This is a genomic window from Pseudaquabacterium terrae (assembly GCF_013266755.1).
Taxonomy (GTDB): Bacteria; Pseudomonadota; Gammaproteobacteria; order Burkholderiales; family Burkholderiaceae_C; genus Pseudaquabacterium; species Pseudaquabacterium terrae.
The window spans coordinates 159,470-175,784 of the sequence record NZ_JABRWJ010000004.1; the positions used below are offsets into that span (position 1 = coordinate 159,470).

A 16,315-nucleotide genomic window follows, 5' to 3' on the forward strand; every position below is an offset into this window, starting at 1 on the left:
TGAGCGGCCGCTGCTGCCGGCGTCAGCTCGCGTTCATCAACGCGTCGTAGCGCCGCTGCATCTCCTCGGTCGACACATCCTCGATGTGATGGCCCAGCAGCCACTGGTGGCCGAAGGGGTCGCGCACGCGGCAGCTGCGTTCGCCGTAGAACTGGTCGGTCGGCGCCATTTCCATCGTCGCGCCGGCGGCGACCAGACGCGCGGCGAGGGCGTCGCAGTCGTCGACGTGCAGGTGGATCGACGCGCCGAGCGTCGTCGCGCCGTCCGGCGCCATCAGGCCGTATTCGGGGTACTCCTCGCTGAGCATCAGCACCACCGGCCCCAACTGCAGCTCGGCATGGCCGATGCGGCCCGACGGCTCGGTCAGCCGCATTTTTTCGACGGCGCCGAAGGCGCGCACGTAGAAGGCGATCGCGTCGGCGGCGCCCTTGACGCGCAGGTACGGAAAGACCTCTTGGATCACCGGCGGTTTCGTGCTCATGGCTTCGACTCCGTGCGTGAGTGGCGATGCGGCCAGCTTAGGCCCTGCGAATGGTGGCGTCTTGAACGTTTTTTCGCTTCAGCGGCAGGCCACGTGGCTCGGGAAGGCCGTCGCGTCGCGGCGGTAATCGCCGGGCGTGAAGCCGGCGAAGCGGCGGAACTCGCGCGCCAGGTGCGCCTGGTCGGAATAACCCGCATCGGACGCGGCCTCCGCCCACGCCGTGTCGGGCTGGGTGTCCTGCAGCAGCGCGTTGAAGCGCAGCAGCGCGCCGTGCAGCTTGGGCGTCAGGCCGACCGCGCGGCGGTAGCGTTCGATGAAGCGGGCCGGCGACAGCCCGCACGCGCTTTGCACCGTGCCGACGCGCGCGCCGCTGGCCAGCTGCGCCACCGCCCAGCCCAGCCAGCGCTCGACGTCGGCCTCGGGGAGAAAGCGTTCGCGCAGCGCGGCTTCGAGCGCGTCGAGCCGCGCCGCCGGCGTGGCGAGCCTGCCGCCCTTCGTCAGGCGGTCCTGCAGCGCGGCGGCGAAACCGGGCCACAGCTCGTCGAGCGCGATGCTGCGGCCGGTGTATTCATCGGCCGGCGCGGCGACGAAGGCGACCAGGCCGCCGGGCCTGAAATGCGCGCCGACCACCGCCAGCGCGCCCGCCGTGTCGCGCAGCGTGGCGCGCTGCTGCGCGCCCTGCAGCACGCCGCCGGCGAGCCAATGGCCGGCCATGTCGTCGCGGCCGGCGAAGCGGTGCAGCGCACCCTGCGTCAGCGGCACGATCAGGTCGGCGCAGCCGGTCGGCAGGTTCCATTCGCGCGCATGCGCCAGGCCCTGCGGCCTGGCGCTGGTCCACAGCATCGAGACGAAGCGGTCGAGCGGTGGCGCCGGCGAGCGGCTGGCGTGGTCCATCGTTCTTAAAAGCCCGAGCCGGGCGTTTTCAGAAACGCCGCTTCCTCGGCCGTGCTGGCGCGGCCGAGCGCGGCATTGCGATGCGGGAAGCGGCCGAAGCGTTCGATGATGTCGTGGTGCGCCTGCGCCCAGCGCAGCAGGCCGTCGAGCTGCGGCTCGTCGCGCTCGAGCGCGGCGAACAGGCGCAGCGCCTCGCGCTGCTGCCCCAGGTCCTCGGCGTGCTCGAACGGCAGGTAGACGAACTGGCGCTGCACGCCGGCGAGCGCGCGGTCGTCGCCGCGGCCGACCATCGCCTGCGCGGCAGCCAGCGCCCGCGCATCGCCGGCGAAGGCGCGCGCGCTGTCGCGAAAGACGTTGCGCGTGAACTGGTCGAGCACGATCACTTCGGCCAGCGCGCCGGCCGGCGTCTGCGCCCAATCGCCGACGTCGCCGCCGAGCGCCGCCTCGATCGTCGCGCCGAAGCGCTCGCGGATCTGCGCATCGAAGGCCGGGTCCTTGCGGAACCAGGCGGCGCGCGTGCGCAGGTGCTCGGGGTCGCCGGGCGGGGCGAACCAGAAGTCCAGCACGGCACCGGGCGGCAGGGCAGGTGATGTTCGATCCATGGCCCGCACTATTGCGCACGGGGCGCCGAATGCCGGGTGCTAACCTCGGTTGGCGCAGGGCTTTATCGCAGAGGACTCCCCCATGAACGACTGGACCGCCGGATACGTTGCCGACATCGGCTACACCTTCGGCTACTACCCCGAGCTGAACCCGCTGCGCATGAAGCTCGCCTTCCTGCACGCCGGGCTGGTGTGCCCCGAAGTGGGCACCGCGTGCGAGCTGGGTTTCGGCCAGGGCATGAGCACCAACCTGCACGCCGCGGCCACCACCGTGCAGTGGCACGGCACCGACTTCAACCCCGCACAGGCGGCGTTCGCGCAGGAGCTGGCTGCGGCCGGCGGCGCGGGCGCGCGGCTCTTCGACGAGTCGTTCGCCGAGTTCGCCAGCCGCACCGACCTGCCGGATTTCGACTTCATCGCGCTGCACGGCATCTGGAGCTGGATCAGCGACGAGAACCGCGCCTGCATCGTCGATTTCGTGCGCCGCAAGCTGAAGGTGGGCGGCGTGCTCTACGTCAGCTACAACACGCTGCCGGGCTGGGCCGCGTTCGCGCCGATGCGACACCTGCTGACGCAGCATGCCGAGATCATCGGCTCCGAAGGGCGCGGCATCGCCAGCCGCATCGACGGCGCGCTGGCCTTTGCCGAAAAGCTGCTCGAGCAGAAGCCGGGTTATGCCATCGCCAATCCGCACATCGGCGAGCGGCTGCAACAGCTGAAGGCCAAGCCCCGCCACTACCTGGCCCACGAGTACTTCAATCGCGACTGGCACCCGATGCACTTCGCGACGATGGTCGACTGGCTCGCGCCCGCGAAGGTGAGCTATGCCTGTCCGGCGCATCTGATCGACCACGTGCCCGAGCTGCAGCTCACCGAGGGCCAGCAGGCCTTCCTGAAGGAGATCCCGGACTTCAACTTCCGCGAATCGGTGCGCGACTTCATGACCCACCAGCAGTTCCGCCGCGACTACTGGGTCAAGGGTCCGCGCATGCTGAGCGCGCTGGGGCGCACCGAGGCGCTGCGCTCGCAGCGGCTGATGCTGACCACGCACCGCCCGCACGTGACGCTCAAAGTGAGCGGCGCCCTCGGCGAGGCCCGGTTGAACGAAGCGCTGTATGGCCCGCTGCTGGACGCGATGGCGGAGCATCAGCCGCGGTCCGTGGCCGAGCTGGAGCGCCTGCCGCAGCTGAAGATGCCGTTCGCCGCGCTGATGCAATGCCTGGTCGTGCTGTGCGGCTCGGGCCATGTCTGGCCGGCGCAGACCGATGCGCAGGCCGATGCCGCGCGACCCGCCACCGACCGGCTGAACCAGGCGCTGCTGCGGCGCAGCCGCGACAACGGCGACATCGCTTTCCTGGCGAGCCCGGTGACCGGCGGTGGCGCTGCCGTCGCCCGCATCCCGCAGCTGTGCCTGCTGGCTCGGCAACAGGGCCTGAAGACCCCCGAGGAATGGGCGCGCTTCGCACTGGAGCTGATGCTGGCGTTGAATCAGCGCGTGGTGAAGGACGGCAAGACGCTGGACCGGCCGGAAGACACCTTCAACGAGCTGGTCGGCCAGGCCCGGATGTTCGCTGAGCAGGACCTGCCGACGCTGCAGGCGCTGCGGATCGCGTAGCACAGTCGGCGTCGGGGTCGGTCGGCCGTGGTCCTCGGCCGGGCGGGACCCCTTCACGGCGATTGACGCCGTCGCGGTCGAGGCACGATTATTGGCCGCCATGACGCTTGACTCCCCGCCCGTACTCGATCCCGAAGCCGGCGTCGCGCTGCTGCTGACCGACATCGTCGACAGCGCCGAAATCACGGCACGCCTCGGTGATGATGGTGCAGCCGCGCTGTGGGCCGCACACGACCGCGTCGCACGTGATCTGCTGCGTGAGTGGCGTGGCCGCGAGATCGACAAGAGCGACGGTTTTCTGATCCTGTTCGCCAGCGTTCGCGAAGCGCTCGGCTATGCCAATGCCTACCACGAGGCGCTGCTCCTTCTCGAGCCGCCGCTGACGGCACGGGCAGGCATTCACTATGGCCAGGTCCGCCTGCGCGAGAATCCGACGATCGACGTCGCGCTCGGCGCTAAACCGCTCGAGGTGGACGGCGCGATCAAGCCTGCTGCTGCGCGCATCATGTCCGCCGCGCGCCCCAGACAGACCTTGCTGTCGCACGCTGCCGGCGCAGCGCTGATGGCGTGCTGCGACCCCCGGCTCGTCTCGCACGGGCACTGGCGCTTCAAAGGGTTCGATGACGTCTTCGAGTTGTTCGAGGCTGCGCAAACAGGCGTTGCGGCCGAGCCGCCGCCCGACGGGGCAAAGGCATGGCGCGTGGTTCGTCGTGGAGAGGTGTGGGAACCGCTGCAAGCCGTGCCGCACAGCCTGCCGGCCGAGCGCGATCGATTCATTGGCCGGACAGGTGAGCTGGCAGGTCTGCGCCAGCGCCTTCGCGGCGGTGCGCGGCTGGTTTCGCTGCTCGGTCCCGGTGGTACAGGGAAGACGCGATTGGCGTTGCGTTTCGGGTGGGAGGCGCTTGGAGACCACCCCGACGGCGTCTGGTTCTGCGATCTGTCCGCAGCGCGGAGCACCGAAGGCATCGTGCACGCAATGGCGCAGGGACTGCGCCTGGCCCTGGCGGGCACCGACCCGCTGCGCCAAGTCGGGGACGCGATCCGCGGACGGCCGCACTGCCTGGTGATCGTTGACAACTTCGAGCAGGTGGCCGAGCACGCGGCGGAAACGCTCGGATGTTGGCTCGAGCAGGCACCGAAAGCGGTGTTTTGCGTCACCACGCGCGAGCGGTTGGGCATCGTCGGCGAGCAGGCATTCGCAGTCCAACCGCTGTCCGTCGAGGAAGGCGTGGTGTTGCTGCGCGAGCGCGGAGCGGCGGCCGGTGCGCAGGCGTTCACCGCGGCGGACGAGGCCGCCTCGCCTGAACTCGTGCGCCTGCTCGACGGGCTGCCGCTGGCCATCGAACTGGCCGCCTCACGGCTGCCAGTGCTTCCGCCCTCGCGCTTGCTGCCGCGCATGGGCGAACGCTTCAGGCTGCTGGTCAGCGCACGAGGTCGTCCAGATCGCCACGCCACCTTGCGCGCGACGCTCGACTGGTCCTGGGATCTGCTGGCAGAGGCCGAACGCATGGCGCTGGCGCAGCTCTCTGTCTTCGAGGGTGGGTTCACGCTCGAAGCTGCCGAGGTAGTCCTCGACCTGACCGGATGCGGCGGCACGCCCTGGGTCGTGGATGTGGTGCAGGCGTTGGTGCAGAAGTCGCTTGTGCGAGTGGTGGGCGAGGGGCGGTTCGACTTGCTACGGGCGGTGCAGGAGTACGCAGCCTGGCGCCTCGGATTGACCGATGCCGGCGTGGCGAGCAGGCTGCGGCATGCACGCCACTTCGGCGCATACGATGAGCGCCGCGCCTGCGCCGGACGGTGCGTCGAGCTCGAAAACCTGATCGCGGCGACTCGGCGGATGATTTGTGTCGGCGAGGCGGCAGCGGCGGCGGCGGTCCTGCTTGCGGCCTGGGCTCCGCTCAAGCTGGTGGGCCCGTTCTCAGTGGCAGTCGGACTAGCCGCCGAGGTTCTCGCGACGCGGGGGATCACGGATGCCGAAAGCGGCGAAGTGCGTGGCGTCGCCGGCAGCGCGAAGTTGCTGCTCGGTGATGTCGAGGCGGCTCGCGGCGACCTCGAAGCCGCGCTTCGATTCGCGCCGGCGGGCAGCCTGGCGCATGCCCGTGCGGCCTGTGTCCTCGGCGAACTCGAGTCCAATGCCGGCCATGCGCGCCGCGCACAGGATCTGCTGTCGAGCGTCCTCGCCGTCGCGCGCGATCTTGGCGACGCAGGTCTGCAATGTCGGGCTATGAACGCGCTCGGCGGATTGGCACTCGAGCAGTCCAGGCTCGACGAGGCAATCCGGTTGTACGAGCAGGCGTTAGCGGTTGCGCGCGTCGCCAACGACCGGCGGTGGGAGGGCGGCGTACTTGGCAACCTCGGCGTCGTTCACGGCAGCCGCGGTGACCTTGTCGTTGCCCTTGAGTGCTTCGATCGGGCACTAGAGTGTGCCCGTGACTCTGGCGATCGTCGGTTCGAAGGCAACGCGCTGTGCAACCTGGGGCTGCTGCTGCTCGACCTCGGGCGAACCGACGATGCGAGGATCCGTTTGGAGGCGGCCCTGGGCTTGTCGCGCACCATGGGCCACGCGAGGCTCGAGGGCACGGTGCTCAGCAACCTGGGCCTGCTGGCCGACAGTGAGGAGCGCTTCGAGTCGGCCGTGTCTCACCATCGGGCGGCCGTCGAATGTGCTGTGCGCCAGACCGATCAGCGGTGTGAGAGGCGCTATCGGGTCTACCTCGGGCGCTCGCTCGCGCACTCAGGCCGGCTCGACGAGGCGCGTGCTTGCCTGCAGGCCGCACTGATGCCGGCGGACGAGTTGCCGGACCCGGTCGGTCATGCGCTGGCGATGTGTTCAATGGCTGAGGTCGAGCTGCGAGCCGGTAGGGTCGAAGCCGCGCAAGAACACCTCGCCACCGCGCGAGCACTCGGGCATGAAGCCGGTGCCGGCGACGGCAGCGAACTCGGGCGCGACCTGCTCCGTCTCGAGACCTTGTTGCGCGAGGCGGTCAGCCCTGGTTGACGATGTATGGGTCGTCGGCCTTGCACTTGTACCTCGTGCCGTCCTTCACGTAGTACACATAGATGTCGTACGCATGCTGGGTGCGAGACGAGTTGTTCTTGGCCTTCCACGTGAAGCGGTGCTTCTTTCCATTGTGGTGGCCGTTGTTGTCGAAATCAGTGTTGTTCTTGATGTCGATGCCGTCCTTCGCCGTTGAGCTGCTCGTCGAATCGAACTCGTAGGTACCCGAGGCGTCTCTGACCTGATTCAGGTACCAGATCACCTTGGTGTTCTTCCAGACGTTCACGTTCTCGTAGAGGTACGCGACCTCGCAGTTCTCGCCCCCCGTCTTGACGACAAGCGGTACCCAGCACTCCGGGTTGCCCTCCTCCTCCGGACAGGTGAGGTCATACGGGACATCGCCGATCCGGTAGAGCCTGATCTTGCCGGCGTCGCCGCTCCGAGCCGCGGCCGTGGCGGACGGCGCCACCGGGGTCGCGCAGCCCGCCAGCCACGCGATGAGCGCACAAGCCATCGCGGCTCGGCATGCAGATTTGACTCTGTCGTTCATTGGTCCTCCTTCGTTCGGCCGGTGCCCCGATCCTGGCTTCGGCGACGCGGCCGGTTATAGCGCCGATCGTCATGCATCGGCATCCCCATTCGTCATGATGGCCCGCGTGCGGCAGTTCTGATCACAGGGTCGATCCTGACGGCCAAGCGACGGAAGTCAGCGTCAGCTGGAGCGCCTACTGCTTCAGCGCCCCAGCTGCCGCCACAGGAAAACGAACTCCAGCGCCAGCAGGTCGGCGCGCTGCGCGTTGTCGGCCGCACCGGCGTGGCCGCCTTCGATGTTCTCGTAGTACAGCGGCGCGTGGCCCTGCTCGACCATGCGCGCGGCCATCTTGCGCGCGTGGCCCGGATGCACGCGGTCGTCGCGCGTCGAGGTGGTGAACAGCACCTTGGGCAGCTTCGCGCCGGCCTTGACGTTCTGGTACGGGCTGTACGGCGCGATCCAGGCCCACTCCTCGGGCTTGTCGGGGTTGCCGTATTCGGCCATCCACGAGGCGCCGGCCAGCAGCTTGTGATAACGCTGCATGTCCAGCAGCGGCACCTTGCAGACCACCGCGCCGAAGAGCTCGGGCCGCTGCAGCATCACCGCGCCGACCAGCAGCCCGCCATTGCTGCCGCCGAGCATGCCCAGGCGCCGCGCGCTGGTCACTTTGGTCGACGCGAGGTCCTCGGCGACTGCGGCGAAGTCGTCGTAGCTCTTCTGCTTGTGGGCCTTGATCGCAGCCTGATGCCAGGCCGGACCGTATTCGCCGCCGCCGCGGATATTGGCAATGACGAACACGCCACCCTTGGCGATCCAGGCGCTGCCATAGGTCGGCAGATAACGCGGCAGTTGAGCGATCTCGAAGCCACCGTAGCCGTACAGCAGCGTCGGGTTGTCGCCGTCGGCCGTCGCGCCCTTGGGCCAGACGACGAAGTAGGGCACGCGCGTGCCGTCCTTCGAGGTTGCGAAGCGCTGCTCGACGCGCGCGCCATCGGCGTCGAAGAAGGCCGGCAGCGCCTTGAGCGGCTGCAGCGCATCACGCGCGGTGTCGGCCAGGTGCAGCGTGTCGGGGGCGAGCAGGCTGCTGTGCGTCAGCCAGTAGGCCTCGGCCAACGGGTCCTGCGCGAGCCACGGGTCGTGCAGGCTGGCGAGCTGCAGCGTGCCGGGGGAGGGCGTCGTGATCTCGCGCCGCTGCCAGCCGTCGGCCGACGGCCGCCAGGCTTCGAGCCGGCCGGCGACGTCTTCGAGCACGTTCAGCAGCAGCTGGCTGCGCGTCGTCGCGTAGCCGGCGAGCGAGCGTTTCGCGCTCGGCTCGAACAGCCGTTCCAGCGTCGCGGGGCCCTTCATCAGCGCGGCGAAGTCGCTGACCAGCAGCGCGCCGCGCGGATGGCCCTGCCAGTCGCTCTTCAGCTCGATCAGCACGCGCTCGCCCCACAGGCGCATGCGGGCGTCGCGCGGAATCGGAATCGCGCTCAGGCTGCCGTCGTCGTTCAGCAGCGAGCGGCGCTGGTCCCAGCGGCTGACGTAGCGTGTCAGCACCGTGCGTGCACGGCCGGTCGAGAAGTCGACCTCGACGTCCGATCCGACGTCATTCGGCTCGGCCTCGAAGACCAGCGCGGCTTCAGCCAGCGGCTTGCCGCGCTGCCAGCGCTTGACCAAACGCGGGTAGCCGGAGCTCGTCAGCGAGCCGGGGCCGAAGTCGGTGGCGACGAACAGCGTGTCGGGGCCGGCCCAGGCGACGTCGGACTTCGCTTCGGCCAAGCTGAAGCCGCCGGCGACGAAGCGGCGCTCGACGGTGTCGAACTCGCGCACGACCTTGGCATCGGCGCCGCCGCGCGACAGGCTGACCAGGCAGCGCTGGTAGCGCGGGCCCAGGCATTGCGCCGCGCCCCAGACCCAGTTCTCCTGCTCGGCCTTGGCCAGCGCATCGAGGTCGAGCACGGTGTCCCAGGCCGGCGCCGCCTTGCGGTATTCGGTGAGCGTCGTGCGGCGCCACAACCCGCGCGGATGCGCGGCGTCGCGCCACAGGTTGTAGAGCCACTCGCCGTGGCGCGTGACTTGCGGAATGCGGGCGGTCGAATCGAGCACCGCGCGCAGCTGATCACGCGTCGCAGCGAAGCCCGGATGGGCTTCGAGCAGTGCGCGCGTCGCCTTGTTCTGGCCGCGCACCCAGTCGAGCGCGCGTTCGCCTTGGACCTCCTCGAGCCACAGGTAGGGATCGGCGGACGGGCCCTGGGCGTGGGCCGTGCCGAGCGTGGCGCCGAGCAGCAGCGCGGCGGCGAGCGCCTTGATCGTCCGGGTCCGCTCGATCATTGCGCCGGCGCCAGTTGCTGCCAGAGGAACGCGAACTCCAGCGCCATCAGGTCGGCCCGCTGCGCGTTGTCGGCAGCACCACCGTGGCCGCCTTCGATGTTCTCGTAGTACAGCGGCGCATGGCCCTGCTCCAGCATGCGCGCGGCCATCTTGCGCGCGTGGCCGGGATGCACGCGGTCGTCGCGCGTCGAGGTCGTGAACAGCACCTTCGGCAGCTTCAAGCCCGGCCGGACGTTCTGGTACGGGCTGTACTTCGAGATGAACGCCCACTCGTCCGCCTTGTCCGGATTGCCGTACTCGGCCATCCACGAGGCGCCCGCCAGCAGCTTGTGATAACGCTGCATGTCGAGCAGCGGCACCTGGCAGACGACGGCCTTGAACAGCTCCGGCCGCTGCAGCATCACCGCGCCGACCAGCAGGCCGCCGTTGCTGCCGCCTTCGATGCCCAGGTGCTGCGGGCTGGTGATCTTCTGCGCGATCAGGTCCTCGGCGACGGCGGCGAAGTCGTCGTAGCTCTTCTGCTTGTTGGCCTTGGTGGCCGCCTGGTGCCAGGCCGGGCCGTATTCGCCGCCACCGCGGATGTTGGCGACGACCAGCACGCCGCCTTGCGTGTACCAGGCGGTGCCGAAGCCTGCCGAGTACCACGGCTGCTGCGACACCTCGAAGCCGCCGTAGCCGTAGAGCAGCGTCGGGTTCCTGCCGTCGGGCTTCGCGCCCGGCGCCCAGACGACGAAGTAGGGCACGCGCGTACCGTCCTTCGACTTGGCAAAGCGCTGCTCGACGCGCACGCCCGTGGCATCGAAGAAGGCCGGCCGGGCCTTCAGCAGCTCACGCTGGTCGCTGCCGGTGCGCGCCAGCATCAACGAATCGGGCGTCAGGAAGTCCGTGTACGTCACGAGGTAGGCCTCGGCCAGCGCATCGTCCTTCAGCAGCGGATCGTGCAGCGTGCTGGCGCCCAGCGTGCCGGGGAAGGGCGCCTGCACCTCGCGGCGCTGCCAGCGGCCATCGGCGCGCCGCCATTCCTCCAGCCGGCCGGCGACGTTGTCCAGCACGTTCAGCAGCAGCGTGCCGCGCGTCGTCGACAGCCCGGCGAGCGAGCGGGTGGCGGTGGGCGTGAACAGCGCCGTGAAGCGGCGCTCGCCCGCCAGGTAGGCCTTGGCGTCGGTGACCAGCAGCGACCCGCTCGGCCAGGTGGTGTCGCCGAGCTTCCAGTCGCTGCGCAGCTGGATCAGCAGCTGGTCGCGCCAGAACGTGAAGTCGCTGTCGCTCGGCCGCTCCAGCCGCGTCGTCCTGCCGTCGGCCAGCAGTGTCAATTCGGTGTTGTAGAAGTCGCTCGCGCGGCCGAACACGGTGCGCTCGAACCCCGGCGTGCGGTCGACGCTGGCGAAGGCGTAGACATCCTTCGGCTGGGCCTCGAACACGGTGACGGCTTCGGCCAGCGGCTGGCCGCGCTTCCAGCGCTTGATGATGCGCGGGTAGCCGGAGTCGGTCATCGAGCCGGGGCCGAAGTCGGTGCCGACGTAGACCGTGTCGGCATCGAGCCATTCGAGCTGCGTCTTCGCCTCGGGCAGCTTGAAGCCGCCGTCGACGAAGCGCTTCGCGCGGGTGTCGAACTCGCGCGCGACCACCGCATCGGCGCCGCCGCGCGACAGGCGCACCAGGCAGCGCTGGTAGTCGGGTCCGAAGCAGTCGGCGCCGGACCAGACCCAGTTCTCGTTCTCGGCCTTGGCCAGCGCGTCGAGGTCGATCACCGTTTCCCAGGCCGGGTCGGGCTTGCGGTACTCGGCGAGCGTGGTGCGGCGCCACAGCCCGCGCTGGTGCGTCGCGTCGCGCCAGAAGTTGTACAGGTGCTCGCCGCGCCGGCTGACGTAGGGAATCTTCTCGCGCGAATCGAGGATCGCGCGGAAGGTGTCGCGCATCGTGCCGAAGCGCGGAAAGGCCTGCAGCAGCGTGCGCGACTGCGCATTGCGCTCGCGCACCCAGGCCAGGGCCTTGTCGCCCTGCACGTCTTCGAGCCAGAGGTAGGGGTCTTCGGGGGTGGCTGGGGCGGTGGTGGCCATCGACAGGGAAGTGGCGCCGGCCAGCAGCAGCGCCGGCAGCAGGGTGCGGATGAGTCGGGGCATGAACGACAACGGCCCTCGTGGGGCCGTGGGGTGAATCAGCGGTGGCTGATGATAGGCGAGCGCGGGGCGCTTTCGCCTTGGGGAATTCAATGCCCCGGACGCCACAGCGGCTGGGGCTGCAGCTCGACCGAACCGAGATCGTTGCTGATCCAGACATGGCCGTCCTGCACCTGGACCTGCAGTTGCATCGAGCGCTGCGCCAGCCCGGCCAGCGCCTGCGCCTGCTCCGGCAGCAGCCGCCAGACCTCGAGGTTGCGCAGCCGCGTCACCTTGGTCTCGATGCCGGCCCACCAGATCGGCGCCGCGCTGCCGTAGGCATAGATCGTCACGCGCTCGGACTTGCCGCAGGCCTTGGCCAGCCGCCGCTCGTCGGGCTGGCCGACCTCGATCCAGTGCACGATCTGGTCGGTCAGGTCCTTCTGCCAGAGGTCGGGCTCGTCGGTGTCCGACAGCCCGCGCGCGAACTGCAGGTTGCCGCGTTGGTCGTCGGGCGGCAGGTGCAGCGCAAAGGCGAGCACGCGCACCATCAGCCGTTCTTCGGTTTCGGAGGGGTGCAGTGCCAGCGTCAGCGCATGTTCGCCGTACACCCCGCGGTCCATGTCGGCGAGGTGCAGGTTGGCTTTGTAGATGGTCGATTTGAGGGCCATAGGCCCGGAATGGTAGCCCCCGTCTACTCCTCGTCCTTGGCCTTGAAGCTGCCCATCAGCTGCTGCTGCACGTTCGGCGGCACCGGCTCGTAGTGCGACAGCGCCAGCGTGTAGCGGCCCTGTCCGCTGGTCATCGCGTTGAGCCGCGACTGATAGCCGGCCAGCTCGGACAGCGGCGCCTGGCCCTTGACGACCATCGTTCCGGCGGCGCCGTTGTGCGTGCCGCTGACCTGGCCGCGCTTGGCCGAGAGGTCGCCGGCGATGTCGCCCATCGCCGAGTCGGGCGCGGTGATCTCGACGTCGACGATCGGCTCCAGCACGATCGGCCGCGCCTCGCGGATCGCCGCCATGAAGGCCTTGCGTCCGGCGGTGACGAAGGCAATTTCCTTGCTGTCGACCGAGTGCGACTTGCCGTCGTAGACGATCACCCGCACGTCGACGACCGGATAACCGGCGATGGCCCCGATGGTCAGCACCTCGCGCACGCCTTTCTCGACCGCCGGGATGAACTGGTAGGGGATCGTGCCGCCCTTGACCTGGTCGAGGAACTCGAAGCCGGTGCCGCGCGGCAGCGGCTCGATCTTCAGGAACACCTCGCCGAACTGGCCGGCGCCGCCGGTCTGCTTCTTGTGGCGGTGGTGGCCCTCGGCGTTCGTGGTCACCGTCTCGCGGTAGGCGATGCGCGGCGGGCGGGTGTCGACCTCGAACTTGTAGACCTCGCGCAGCCGGTCGAGCAGCATGCGCAGGTGCAGCTCGCCGAGGCCGTAGATGATGGTCTCGTTGGTCACCGCCACGTGCTCGATCTTCAGGCACGGGTCCTCGTCGACCAGCTTGCTCATGATCTCCCACATGCGCTGCTCGTCGCCGCGTCTTTTGGGTGATATCGCCAGGCCGTGCACCGGCACCGGGAAGGGCAGCGGCTTGAGGTGGATGTGGTCGTCCTCGGCGGCGTCGTGCAGCACGGCGTCGAAGTGCATCTCGTCGACCTTGGCGATCGCGCAGATGTCGCCCGGCAGCGCGCGCGGCACCTCGACGTGGTCCTTGCCCTGCAGCATGAACAGGTGGCCGACCTTGAACGGCTTGCGGCCATCGCCCACGTACAGCAGGCTGTCCCGGGTGATCGTGCCCTGGTGCACGCGGATCACGCCCATCTTGCCGACGTAGGGGTCGACCGTGACCTTGAAGACATGCGCCAGCACGTGCGCGTTGGGGTCGGGCTGGGCGTGCATCAGCACGGCGTCCGGGCCCTCGCCGTTGAGGAAGTCGGGCGCATTGCCTTCGCCCGGATTCGGCAGCAGCTTGGCGATGACGTCGAGCAGCTCGCCGACGCCCGCGCCGGTGCGCGCCGAGACGAAGCACACGGGGATCAGGTGGCCCTCGCGCAGCGCCTGCTCGAGCGGCGCATGCAGCTCGCTCGCATCGACGTCGCCTTCGTTCAGATAACGGTCGACGAACGCGGCATCGACCTCGACCACCTGCTCGACCAGCGCGCGGTGCGCGGCATCGACCGAGCCGAAATCGCTGTGGCCCTCGCGGTTGTAGAAGCAGTCGACCACCTTGTTGCCGCCGTCGTCCGGCAGGTTCAGCGGCAGGCACTCCTTGCCGAAGGCGGCCTGGATCTGCGCCAGCAGCGCGGCTAGGTCGACGCCCTGCGAATCGATCTTGTTGACGATGATGATGCGGTCGAGCTGGCGCTCGGCGGCGTAGTCCATCATTCGCACCGCCATCGGCTCGACGCCGACCGCGGCATTGATCACCACCGCGGCGGTCTCCACCGCTTCCAGCGCCGGCAGGCTCTGGCCGACGAAGTCCGGCCCGCCGGGGGTGTCGATGAAGTGCAGGCGGATGCCGTCATGCTGCAGGTGCATCACGCTGGCGTTCAGCGAGTGCTGCATGCGGCGTTCGAGCGGGTCCCAGTCACTGACCGTGCTGCCCCGCTCCAGGCTGCCCGGGGCGCCGATCGCGCCCGATTTGTGCAACAACGCCTCCGCGAGGCTGGTCTTTCCTGCGGCGGCGGGTCCGACGAGCGCCAGGGTGCGGATTTCGGCCACCGTGGCGGCGCCGGACGCGAGTGGGCTTGGCATCTGCGTTTCTCCTTTGCGCGCGCCAGACCACCGCCCGGATTGGGCGGGAACCGTGCCGCCTTGAGTGAGGCCCAGCCTATGCCTGTCGGCGGCGCAGCGCAACGGGGGAAACGGCGCCGGCGCGGCTGTCGGGCGATTTGACAGCCGCGCCCACCGCCGCGGCGCAGGCCGTTGATTCCAAAGACGTTTCCATTCGTGGCACGCGATATGCGGCGGCGCCTGCACCTCGTGCAGTAGGAGGTTCCGATGCTGACATCCACGATCCGGCGCTGTGCCGTCGCCGCGGCGCTGGCCTGCGCACCACTGCTGGCAAACGCGGTGGCGCTGTCGTACTACCAGGAGGTCGGCGATGCCGGCGCCATGCCGACACCGCAGTCGGTGACGGGCGGGCCGTACAGCGGCATCCAGGGCATGCTCGGCGGCGCGGACGAAGCCGACGCGTTCCTCTTCTACTTCGCCGGCGGCGCCATCGTCATCGAGGCGAGCTGGGACGACGCGACCACCGACACGCTGTTCCTCGAGCTGTTCGGCGACGCCTGCATGAGCAGTTGCGGTTCGCTGGGCAGCGGCAGCAACTCGCTGACCGTCACCGATCTCGCGGCCGGCAACTACGTGCTCGAGATCGCCACCGGCTTCGCGGCCGACCCGCCGTTCACGATCGAGCTGTTCGACCTGAACCAGCAGCCGCTGATCATCCTGCCGCCGCAGGCCGTGCCGTCGCCATCGACGGCGGCGCTGCTCGGCGCGGCGCTGCTGGCGCTGGGCTGGGCCTCGCGGCGGCGCCGCGCGGCGGACTGATTCACTCGTGCCGCAGCGCCTCGATCGGATCGAGGCGTGCGGCGCGTCGTGCCGGCACGAAGCCGAAGACGACGCCGATGGCGGCCGAGAAGGCGAAGGCGAGCAGGTTGATGCCGGGGTTGAAGAGGTAGGGCACGCGCATCAGCTCGGCGATGCCCCAGGAGGCGACCGTCGCCAGCAGCAGCCCGGCGAGCCCGCCCAGCGCGGCGAGCACCACCGCTTCCACCAGGAACTGCGCCAGCACCTCGCGCTCGAAGGCGCCGATCGCCAGCCGCAGGCCGATCTCGCGCGTGCGCTCGGTGACGCTGACCAGCATGATGTTCATGATGCCGATGCCGCCGACCAGCAGGCTCACCGCGGCCACCGCGCCGAGCAGCGAGGTCAGCAGGCGCGTGGTGCGCGACAGGGTCTCGGCGACCTGCTGCGTGTCGAGGATGTTGAAGTTGTTGTCGTCGCCGCCGTTGAGCTTGCGCTGCTCGCGCAGCAGCTCGGTCAGGCTGGCCTTGAGACGCTCGGCGTTGCTGCCGGCCTTCATCGACACCAGCAGCGTGTTGATGCGGGTCGAGCCGGTGACGCGGCGTTGCACGGTGGTCAGCGGCAGGATGATCGTGTCGTCCTGGTCCATGCCCATGGCCGCCTGACCCTTGCCGGCGAGCAGGCCGATCACGGTGCAGCTGAACTGCCTGATGCGCACCGAGCGGCCCAGCACCTCATCGGGATCCTGCCGGCCGAAGAGCTCGCGCCGCACCGTCGCGCCGAGCACGCACGCCGGCGCGCCCGATTCGAGCTCGGCCGGCTCGAAGGTCCGGCCGGCGGCGAGGCGCCAGTTGTTGGTGATGAAGTACTCGTTGGTCGTGCCGGCCACGCTGGTCGACCAGTTCCTTCCCTCGGCGACGACGGTGACGCCCGCGCGCACCTCGGGGGCGACCGCGGCGACGCCGCCGATCTGGCTGCCGATCGCCTGCACATCGGCGAACCTGAAGGCCGGCGCGCCGGCGCCGCCGCTGCTGCCGGGCCCCATGCGCTGACCCGGCCGCACCATCAGCAGGTTGCTGCCCAGGCTCTCGATCTGCGTCCTCACGGCCTGCGTCGCGCCCTGGCCCACGGTGACCATCGTGACCACCGCGGCGACGCCGATCACGATGCCCAGCGTCGTCAGCACCGAGCGCATCAGGTTGCGGCGGATCGCGCGCAGCGCCTGCAGCAGCGTGTTGCCCCACATGGCGAG

Annotated in this window: 12 protein-coding genes; 3 read left to right on the forward strand and 9 right to left on the reverse strand. The window is 69.5% G+C overall.

Annotated elements, in window-relative coordinates:
• Positions 1 to 22: 22 nt before the first annotated feature.
• From HLB44_RS13385 to HLB44_RS13395, 3 genes are all read right to left on the reverse strand, one after another.
• Entirely contained in the window at positions 23 to 481 is a 459-nt protein-coding gene (locus HLB44_RS13385) for a VOC family protein (protein WP_173123212.1), read from the reverse strand.
• A gap of 78 nt (positions 482 to 559) precedes the next feature.
• Positions 560 to 1,375 carry a helix-turn-helix domain-containing protein gene (locus tag HLB44_RS13390; RefSeq protein ID WP_173123214.1) on the reverse strand — a complete coding sequence of 272 codons (816 nt, stop codon included), beginning with the start codon at positions 1,373 to 1,375 and terminating at the stop codon, positions 560 to 562.
• Positions 1,376 to 1,380: 5 nt separating this feature from the next.
• Positions 1,381 to 1,977, reverse strand: coding sequence for a DUF924 family protein (locus HLB44_RS13395; protein WP_173123216.1), 597 nt, complete (start codon positions 1,975 to 1,977; stop codon positions 1,381 to 1,383).
• 82 nt (positions 1,978 to 2,059) lie between these two features.
• On the opposite strand from HLB44_RS13395, the gene HLB44_RS13400 reads away from it, so the two are divergent.
• Together HLB44_RS13400 and HLB44_RS13405 are read left to right on the forward strand one after the other, a co-directional pair.
• On the forward strand, positions 2,060 to 3,592 hold the full coding sequence (locus HLB44_RS13400) for a methyltransferase regulatory domain-containing protein (RefSeq protein WP_173123218.1): 1,533 nt from the start codon (positions 2,060 to 2,062) through the stop codon (positions 3,590 to 3,592).
• 100 nt (positions 3,593 to 3,692) lie between these two features.
• On the forward strand, positions 3,693 to 6,590 hold the full coding sequence (locus HLB44_RS13405) for an ATP-binding protein (protein WP_173123220.1): 2,898 nt from the start codon (positions 3,693 to 3,695) through the stop codon (positions 6,588 to 6,590).
• Here the strand turns inward: HLB44_RS13405 and HLB44_RS13410 are convergent.
• From HLB44_RS13410 to fusA, 5 genes are all read right to left on the reverse strand, one after another.
• Positions 6,577 to 7,140 (reverse strand): hypothetical protein, encoded by a 564-nt coding sequence (locus HLB44_RS13410; RefSeq protein WP_173123222.1) that lies wholly within the window; start codon positions 7,138 to 7,140, stop codon positions 6,577 to 6,579. The genes HLB44_RS13405 and HLB44_RS13410 overlap by 14 nt on opposite strands.
• A 183-nt stretch (positions 7,141 to 7,323) precedes the next feature.
• Entirely contained in the window at positions 7,324 to 9,435 is a 2,112-nt protein-coding gene (locus HLB44_RS13415) for a prolyl oligopeptidase family serine peptidase (protein ID WP_173123224.1), read from the reverse strand.
• Positions 9,432 to 11,558, reverse strand: coding sequence for a prolyl oligopeptidase family serine peptidase (locus HLB44_RS13420; RefSeq protein WP_173123226.1), 2,127 nt, complete (start codon positions 11,556 to 11,558; stop codon positions 9,432 to 9,434). Before HLB44_RS13420 ends, HLB44_RS13415 begins: the two co-directional genes overlap by 4 nt.
• Before the next feature lie 86 nt (positions 11,559 to 11,644).
• A complete protein-coding gene (locus tag HLB44_RS13425; RefSeq protein ID WP_173123228.1) occupies positions 11,645 to 12,205 on the reverse strand; it encodes a YaeQ family protein in 561 nt (186 codons plus the stop codon).
• Between the two features lie 23 nt (positions 12,206 to 12,228).
• Positions 12,229 to 14,289, reverse strand: coding sequence for an elongation factor G (fusA, locus tag HLB44_RS13430; RefSeq protein WP_173123230.1), 2,061 nt, complete (start codon positions 14,287 to 14,289; stop codon positions 12,229 to 12,231).
• Between the two features lie 246 nt (positions 14,290 to 14,535).
• Between fusA and HLB44_RS13435 the strand changes: the two genes are divergently transcribed.
• Positions 14,536 to 15,087, forward strand: coding sequence for a PEP-CTERM sorting domain-containing protein (locus HLB44_RS13435; RefSeq protein WP_173123232.1), 552 nt, complete (start codon positions 14,536 to 14,538; stop codon positions 15,085 to 15,087).
• Position 15,088: 1 nt separating this feature from the next.
• On the opposite strand, the gene HLB44_RS13440 is transcribed toward HLB44_RS13435, so the two are convergent.
• Positions 15,089 to 16,309: an ABC transporter permease gene (locus HLB44_RS13440; protein ID WP_173123234.1), complete on the reverse strand. Its 1,221-nt coding sequence runs from the start codon at positions 16,307 to 16,309 to the stop codon at positions 15,089 to 15,091.
• Positions 16,310 to 16,315 lie beyond the last annotated feature (6 nt).

Excerpts from the sequence above, each read along its gene's own strand:
- HLB44_RS13425 (WP_173123228.1), bottom strand. The coding sequence starts at position 12,205 with ATGGCCCTCAAATCGACCATCTACAAAGCCAACCTGCACCTCGCCGAC.
- HLB44_RS13420 (WP_173123226.1), bottom strand. The coding sequence starts at position 11,558 with ATGCCCCGACTCATCCGCACCCTGCTGCCGGCGCTGCTGCTGGCCGGC.
- HLB44_RS13405 (WP_173123220.1), top strand. The coding sequence starts at position 3,693 with ATGACGCTTGACTCCCCGCCCGTACTCGATCCCGAAGCCGGCGTCGCG.
- HLB44_RS13435 (WP_173123232.1), top strand. The coding sequence starts at position 14,536 with ATGCTGACATCCACGATCCGGCGCTGTGCCGTCGCCGCGGCGCTGGCC.
- HLB44_RS13390 (WP_173123214.1), bottom strand. The coding sequence starts at position 1,375 with ATGGACCACGCCAGCCGCTCGCCGGCGCCACCGCTCGACCGCTTCGTC.
- HLB44_RS13415 (WP_173123224.1), bottom strand. The coding sequence starts at position 9,435 with ATGATCGAGCGGACCCGGACGATCAAGGCGCTCGCCGCCGCGCTGCTG.
- HLB44_RS13395 (WP_173123216.1), bottom strand. The coding sequence starts at position 1,977 with ATGGATCGAACATCACCTGCCCTGCCGCCCGGTGCCGTGCTGGACTTC.
- fusA (WP_173123230.1), bottom strand. The coding sequence starts at position 14,289 with ATGCCAAGCCCACTCGCGTCCGGCGCCGCCACGGTGGCCGAAATCCGC.
- HLB44_RS13410 (WP_173123222.1), bottom strand. The coding sequence starts at position 7,140 with ATGAACGACAGAGTCAAATCTGCATGCCGAGCCGCGATGGCTTGTGCG.
- HLB44_RS13440 (WP_173123234.1), bottom strand. The coding sequence starts at position 16,309 with ATGTGGGGCAACACGCTGCTGCAGGCGCTGCGCGCGATCCGCCGCAAC.
- HLB44_RS13385 (WP_173123212.1), bottom strand. The coding sequence starts at position 481 with ATGAGCACGAAACCGCCGGTGATCCAAGAGGTCTTTCCGTACCTGCGC.
- HLB44_RS13400 (WP_173123218.1), top strand. The coding sequence starts at position 2,060 with ATGAACGACTGGACCGCCGGATACGTTGCCGACATCGGCTACACCTTC.